Genomic DNA, 6,837 nt, shown 5'->3' on the forward strand with positions numbered 1-6,837 from the left:
CACGCATACGGCCAGCTTTGCGGAAGCCGATGCCGGTTATGTGGGTACGTTTGCGCTGACCAGCCCGACCACGACCGACACGACAACCGACGGCACGCTTGGCTGGACGTTCAGCGTTGCCGACGGCGACATCGATTACCTGGCAGCAGGCCAGGTTCTGACGCAGACCTATACGGTCACGGTCGATGACGGCCATGGCGGCACCGACGATGTCGACGTCACCATCACCATTACCGGCACCAATGATGCGCCGGTTATTGCTGGTGGACCTGTTGCAGTCAGCTACAACGAAGCCGTCGATGTGGCTGGCGCTGCCGGCAAGGGTGCGCTGACCGGAAGCACGGCCGGAGACCTGTTCACCGGAACGCTGGCCTTCAACGATGTCGATGTGACGGACCTGCAGACATTCCGCGTGGTTTCGGCCTCCGTGGTGTCCGGTTCAATGGGCGGTCACGACCTGAGTGATTTCAAGGCTCTGATGAGCGTGGCCGGTTCGGTCTCCTCTTCGGCGACCACCACCGGCGGAAGCATCAAGTGGACGTTTGACAATTCCAGCGATGATCTGTTCGATCATCTCAAGGCTGGTGACGCCCCCCTTGTCCTGGAATATGTGGTCGAAGTGGCCGACGGCAATGGCGGCATTGCCACGCAGACGATCACCGTCACGGTCAACGGCGCCAACGACGTGCTGTTCTCCAACGATGGCGAGACAGTCGACCTGTCCGCTGCCGGCAATCTCAGCGCCGCTGACGCACAGGACGGCAACTATCTCAACGCCATGGATGGCGATGATATTGTCACGTTGCCAAATGCCGGTGATCCGCTGGCCGGCGAATACGGAACGGGTACGGTGTTTGACGCCGGAGCTGGCAATGACACCGTCAATGGTGGCAACCTCAATGACAGCATCAGTGGTGGCGCCGGAGAGGATGCGCTGTACGGCGGCTCCGGAGCAGATACGCTCAGCGGCGGGGCTGATAATGACTATCTTCGCGGTGAAGGGAATTCGGACCACCTGGACGGCGGTGACGGCGACGATATTCTGATCGGCGACGGCGGCGAGGACACGCTGATCGGCGGCGAGGGCAACGACCGGTTGGGCGGCGGTGCAGGTGGCGATCATCTCTACGGCGGCGCCGGCAACGACCTGCTTAACGGCGGCACCGGCACCGACACCGCGTTCTACATCCAGTCGATTACGCCGGACATGGTGAATTTTGTCGCTGATGCTGATGCGGCGACGGCCGGCAACCAGGCCGGCTGGACGGTTACGACCGGTGGCAGCGAAGGTTCCGATGGCCTGATCGAGATCGAGATCATCGAGCACGCAGGTGGCAACATCCTGCTGGTCGGCAATGGCGGTTTCGACAGCATTCAGGCCGCCGTGAATGCGGCAACGGCCGGTGACACCATCATCATTGCGGAAGGCACCTACGCCGAGAGTCTGTCCGTCACCAAGGCGCTGTCCTTTGTCGGCAAGGGGATTGTCACAATCGACCCGGTAGCGGGTGATGCGGTGACGCTGACCGGCGACCTTGGCGGTGGCGACGTGTCGATCGACAATGTCAATCTCGTTGGCGGCGTAAACGGCGTCCAGGTCGAAACCACGGCAAATGCCGGCAAGCTGACGATCGTCAACAGCGAGATCAGCGGCAACTCGCAGCACGGAATCTATGTGGTGGGTGATGATCCGGACGATGATGGCGCCGGGCCGATCGTTGCCGGCATCACGGAACTGGAGATTGTCGACACGGACTTCTCCAACAACGGGTTCCAGTCCAACTACAATGGTTCAGGCCATGTCAAGCTGTTCGGCTATGAGGGCGATGCCCTGTTCGACGGGGTTACGTTCGAGGGAGCAACACCTGCAACCGCCGAGAACGACCGGCCCGACTACGGAGTCGAAATCACCGGTTACGTGAACAATGGCAGCGGCAACCCGGCAACGCCGTTCACCGCACCGAATATCGGTACGGTGGTCTTTGATGGCGTGACGGTTTCGGGCGCGTTCCACAAGAACCCGGTTGCGATCTTCAACTTCAGCCAGGTCGGCGGTTTGTCGGTCAACGGCCTCGACCTCTCGGCCGCTGAAAGCAACTGGGGTCCGCTGTTCAACATCGACGGCGTCACCGACGTGACTATCGATGTCTCGGGCTTTACCATCACGCTGCCTGCGGGCTCGGATATCTACACGGAAATCCAGGGCGACAAGTCCGGCCAGCCGGCTGTGGGCCAGACCATTACCGGTACCTCCGGCAATGACCGGATCATCGGCAAGGGCGGAGATGACACGCTCAATGGCGGTGATGGCGATGACGAGCTTTACGGCGCGGACAAGCCGGGCGGCAATGCAGAGAACGAAGTCGGCAACGACACGCTCAACGGGGGCGCCGGCGACGACCTGCTGGTCGGCGGCGAGGGCGATGACACGCTCAAGGGAGACAGCGGCAACGATACGCTCTACGGCAATGGAAGCAGTCATGCTGTTCCAGAGAATATCCTGGCGCAGACCGGCGAGAATGATGTTGCGGTCTTCGATGGGGTGGCAACGGACTACAATGTCACCCGCGAGGCCAATGGCAGCTGGCGGGTCGAGGAAATCGGCTCCGGTGAGATTGATGCTCTTTACGGCATCGAAGGCATCGATTTCGGCAATGACGGCGTCGATCTCGACCTGTTGGCCGATGTCTTCGTGTTCGATGCTTCGGGCAATCTGGTCGGCACTTTTGCAACCATCAGCGCAGGTATTGCCGCGGCTGATGCCGGTTACACCGTGGAAGTGCATGAAGGCACCTACTTCGAGAACCTGACGGTATCCGAAGGGATCACGCTCAGGGGTGTCGGCAATGTCACGGTTGACGGCGGCGCAGGCGCCATCGCGCTGACCGTGAATGGCGGCGGCGCAGGCCAGTCGCTGAGCATCGACAACATCGACTTCACCGGTGCGGCCAACCAGGTCATCCTGGTCAATTCCGCCGCGGATTACGACAGTGTCAGCCTGGCCAACGGCACCGTGACCGGCGGCAAGTACAATGGTCTGCATGTCAGCAACGCCACCAACGTGGCGGCGATCAGCATCGATACCTTCGTCTTCTCCGGCAACGCCACCACTGGTTCGGGCGGTTCGGGCGAAGGTCCGGTGTCGTTCTATCTCTACAACGGCAATGTCACCCTGACGGATGTCACGGTCGAGAACCCGGGTGCTGCTGCCGAGAACGGCATCCAGTTCCGCGGTGTCGATGCACCGTTCCAGCCGATGGGCACCGTTACGCTCGACGGCGTGACCGTGACCGGCGTCTATTCCAAGGTCGGTGTGGCGATCTACAACTTTGCCGACGCCAATGGCCTGAACATCATCGGCAGCGGCCTGACGATCAACGTCACCGCAGACTGGCATGGCCTCAATATTGACGGCATCGGCGGCAATCTGGATCTCTCCGGCCTGCCTCTGAGTGTGATCAATGCCGTTGTCGGCATGGCCAAGGACATCGCAGTCCAGGGCTTGTCAGGCGACAACATCTTCACGGCTGATGACAGCAATGATCGCGTCATTGGCAATGATGGCAACGACACGCTCAACGGCGGTGACGGTGACGACCTGCTGATCGGCGGCGCGGGCACTGATATCCTGCGTGGCGGTGCGGGTGATGACTACATGGTCGATGGCGGTGGTACCACGTTTGACGGTGGTGCCGGCGTCGACACGGTCGACCTTTCGGCTCTCACCGGCAAGGTCACGGTTGACCTCAATGATGGCGGATCCGGGGGCGGCTACGCGGCCCATGGTGCCACCTTCACCGGCGTCGAGAACCTGACCCTCAACGCGGCCGATACCAGCGCTGGCTCCGCCAGCCGTGTCATCGGCAACAGCTCCGACAACGTGATTGTTGGCTCGGGCCGGGATGACGTCATCCAGGGTGGCGCAGGAAATGACACGATTTCGGGCAATGACGGCGACGACACGATCGATGGCGGCGCCGGTGCGGACGTGCTTTCGGGCGGTGCCGGCAACGACACGCTGAAACTGTCGGTCGGCGGCGCAGCTTCGATGATCCATACTGTCGATCTGCGTACCAACTTCGTTGAAGGCGGCGAACTGACAGGTGACACGATCTCGGGCTTCGAGAACGTGACGGCTGCGCACAATTCCACGGCGCGCTTCACTGGTAACAACGATGCCAACATCCTGACCGGCAGCAACAATGACGACGTTTTGCGCGGCGAAGGCGGCAATGACACCTTGCGCGGAGACGCCGGTACATGGGCCGGCGGAACCAATGCCGACACCCTGGTCGGCGGCACTGGTGACGACTCGCTGTTCGGCGGCAGTGGCAGCGACACGCTCTACGGCAACGAGACTGATCTTACCGATGTAGACAACAAGTTTGCCAAGACAGGCGAGAACGATGTCGCGGTCTATGCCGGAACGCAGAGCCAGTACGACGTCAGCTTCAACTCCGTTTTGGAGGCCTGGCAGGTAACGTCGAAGGCGGGTGCCCCGGAAACGGCAGGCAAGGTCGACACGCTCTACGGTGTCGAAGGCATCGATTTTGGCAATGACGGCGTTGATCTCGACCTGACGGCCAACGTCTTCCTGTTCGATGCATCCGGCAACCTGGTCGGTACCTTCGAGAAGATCCAGGACGGCATCGATGCCGCAGGCACCGGCTACACGGTCGAAGTGCATGCAGGTGTCTACGTCGAACAGCTCGAACTTGACGGCAAGACCGATGTCACCCTGACCGGTGCAGGCGATGCCACCATCGTGCGGATGCCGGACACTCCGGAATTCATCAACGAAACCACCGCGACCTCCAAGGACCGCGCTGCCGTGATCTCGGTTGAAGGCTCCTCCGGGATCACCATCGAGAACATGATGGTCGACGGCAACGATCTCGGCGATGCGATGCCTGGCGGCTCCAGCCCTGATTTCGAGGGTGTCTTCTTCGGCAACTCGTCGGGTACGATCGCAGGCCTTACCATAACCGGCGTTCGTGACGAACCGAACATCGACGGAACGCCGAAGGGCAACCAGCGCGGCAACGGCATCATGGTCATCAACGACGATGCGGTGGCCCGCACCGTCGAGATCACCGGCAACACGGTGACCGACTTCCAAAAGACCGGCATCATTGCTTCGGGTTCGGGGCTGATCGTTGTGATCGACGGCAACGACATTGACGGCGCCGGCTTCCTGCCTGCCGCCAACGCCATTGCCCAGAACGGCATCCAGGTCTCCTACGGTGCAGGCGGCGTGGTCTCCAACAACACGGTTTCCGAGATCGGCTACGAGCGCGGTGACTGGGTCACGACCGGGATCATGGCCTATCAGGCTGCAGACGGAATCCGGATCATCGGAAACACGGTCGAAGGTCCGGTTGACGGGGCTGGCGATCCGATCCCGAACACCCACTACGCGGTCTATATCGGCGGTGAAACCGACAACGCCGAAGTCTCCGGCAACACCTTTGACGGTGTGCTGGTCGGCATCGCAGGCGCATACAACATCGATAACCCGGTTTTCTCCGGCAACACGTATCTCAACATGATCGTGAGTGTTGTGACCAACACGGGTGACGGTACCTTCGAAGGCCATCACATCGAGGTCTATGGCAGCGACAATGATGCGCCGCTCAACCTGACGGGCACTGCCGGTCCGGACGTGATCGAAGGCACCGACTTCGCCGATACGCTCGATGGCGGCGCAGGCAACGACCTGCTGGCCGGCGGCGAAGGTGCAGACGTGCTGCGTGGCGGTGCGGGCGATGACACGATCGTCTGGAACGCCGGCGATGGCCGGGATGTGGTTCAGGGTGCGTCTGACGCTGATGCAGGGGCGGACTCCGACACATTCGTTGCGAACGAAACCACTGGCAACGACAACGTCGCCTACTTCGTCGAGAGCGTAGCGGACTACCAGGCCCGCCTGGGCGCTGGCGCCGAAGTGCTGAACGCGGATACCGAAATCGTGGTGTCCCGGTCGACTGATGGCGGCTTGACCTCCGAGATTGTCTCGGAACTTGAAAACATCGATGAGGTCAACATCGACGGCCTCGTCGGTGACGATGTCATCATGGCAAAGGGGCCAAATGCTGCACATGTCACTTACAAGGGCGGCGATGGCGCCGACACCCTGCGGATCGCGCTGACGCTTGATCAGGCGGCCAACGATGCATTGATCACAGCGATTGATGATTTGATTGCAGGCAGCACAACGACCGTGAACGCCGGTGGCTTCAACTTCACGGCCGAAGACTTCGAGACCATCGAGAAGGGTATTGCCGTCGGCGAGGTGTTCCTGCCGTTCGATACGGTGCTGCTCGGGGTCGAATCTCCGTTCAACGTCCACCAGACCATCACGGTTCAGGCCGCTGACGGCCGCACGCTGGTGCTCGCCCGCAACGGCAACGACACGATCAACGGGTCGAACAGCAACGACATTCTGGTTGGCGAATCCGGCAATGACACGATGAATGGCGGCGCTGGCAATGACGTGTTCCTGGTCGGAACCCTGAATGGCTTTGACGCATTCAATGGTGGCGCCGGCACGGACCGGATCCTGGCAGCGGAAGACAATACCAAGATCGGCATTTCGGGCGGTTTCGGGGCAGCCAACAACATTGAGGAAATCAATGCGAACGGGTTCTCCGGCGTTCAGGTCATTGGCGGTCCCGGAGACGACAACCTCGATTTCTCCGGTACGACCATGGTCGGCATCGAACAGATCGATGGCGGTCACGGCGCTGATGTCATCATCGGTTCGCAGGGTAAGGACACGATCACCGGGGGGACCGGCAATGATGAGATTTCCGGTGGCCTTGGTGACGACATCATCAC

1 protein-coding gene is annotated in these 6,837 nt (G+C 61.0%); it reads left to right on the top strand.

Going from position 1 to position 6,837, the window contains the following annotated elements; genetic code table 11:
* On the top strand, positions 1–6,837 hold a 6,837-nt coding region (locus tag WNY80_RS21685; RefSeq protein WP_342889495.1), incomplete at both ends, for a VCBS domain-containing protein.

This window comes from Hoeflea sp. AS16, from assembly GCF_038900095.1.
GTDB lineage: Bacteria > Pseudomonadota > Alphaproteobacteria > Rhizobiales > Rhizobiaceae > Hoeflea.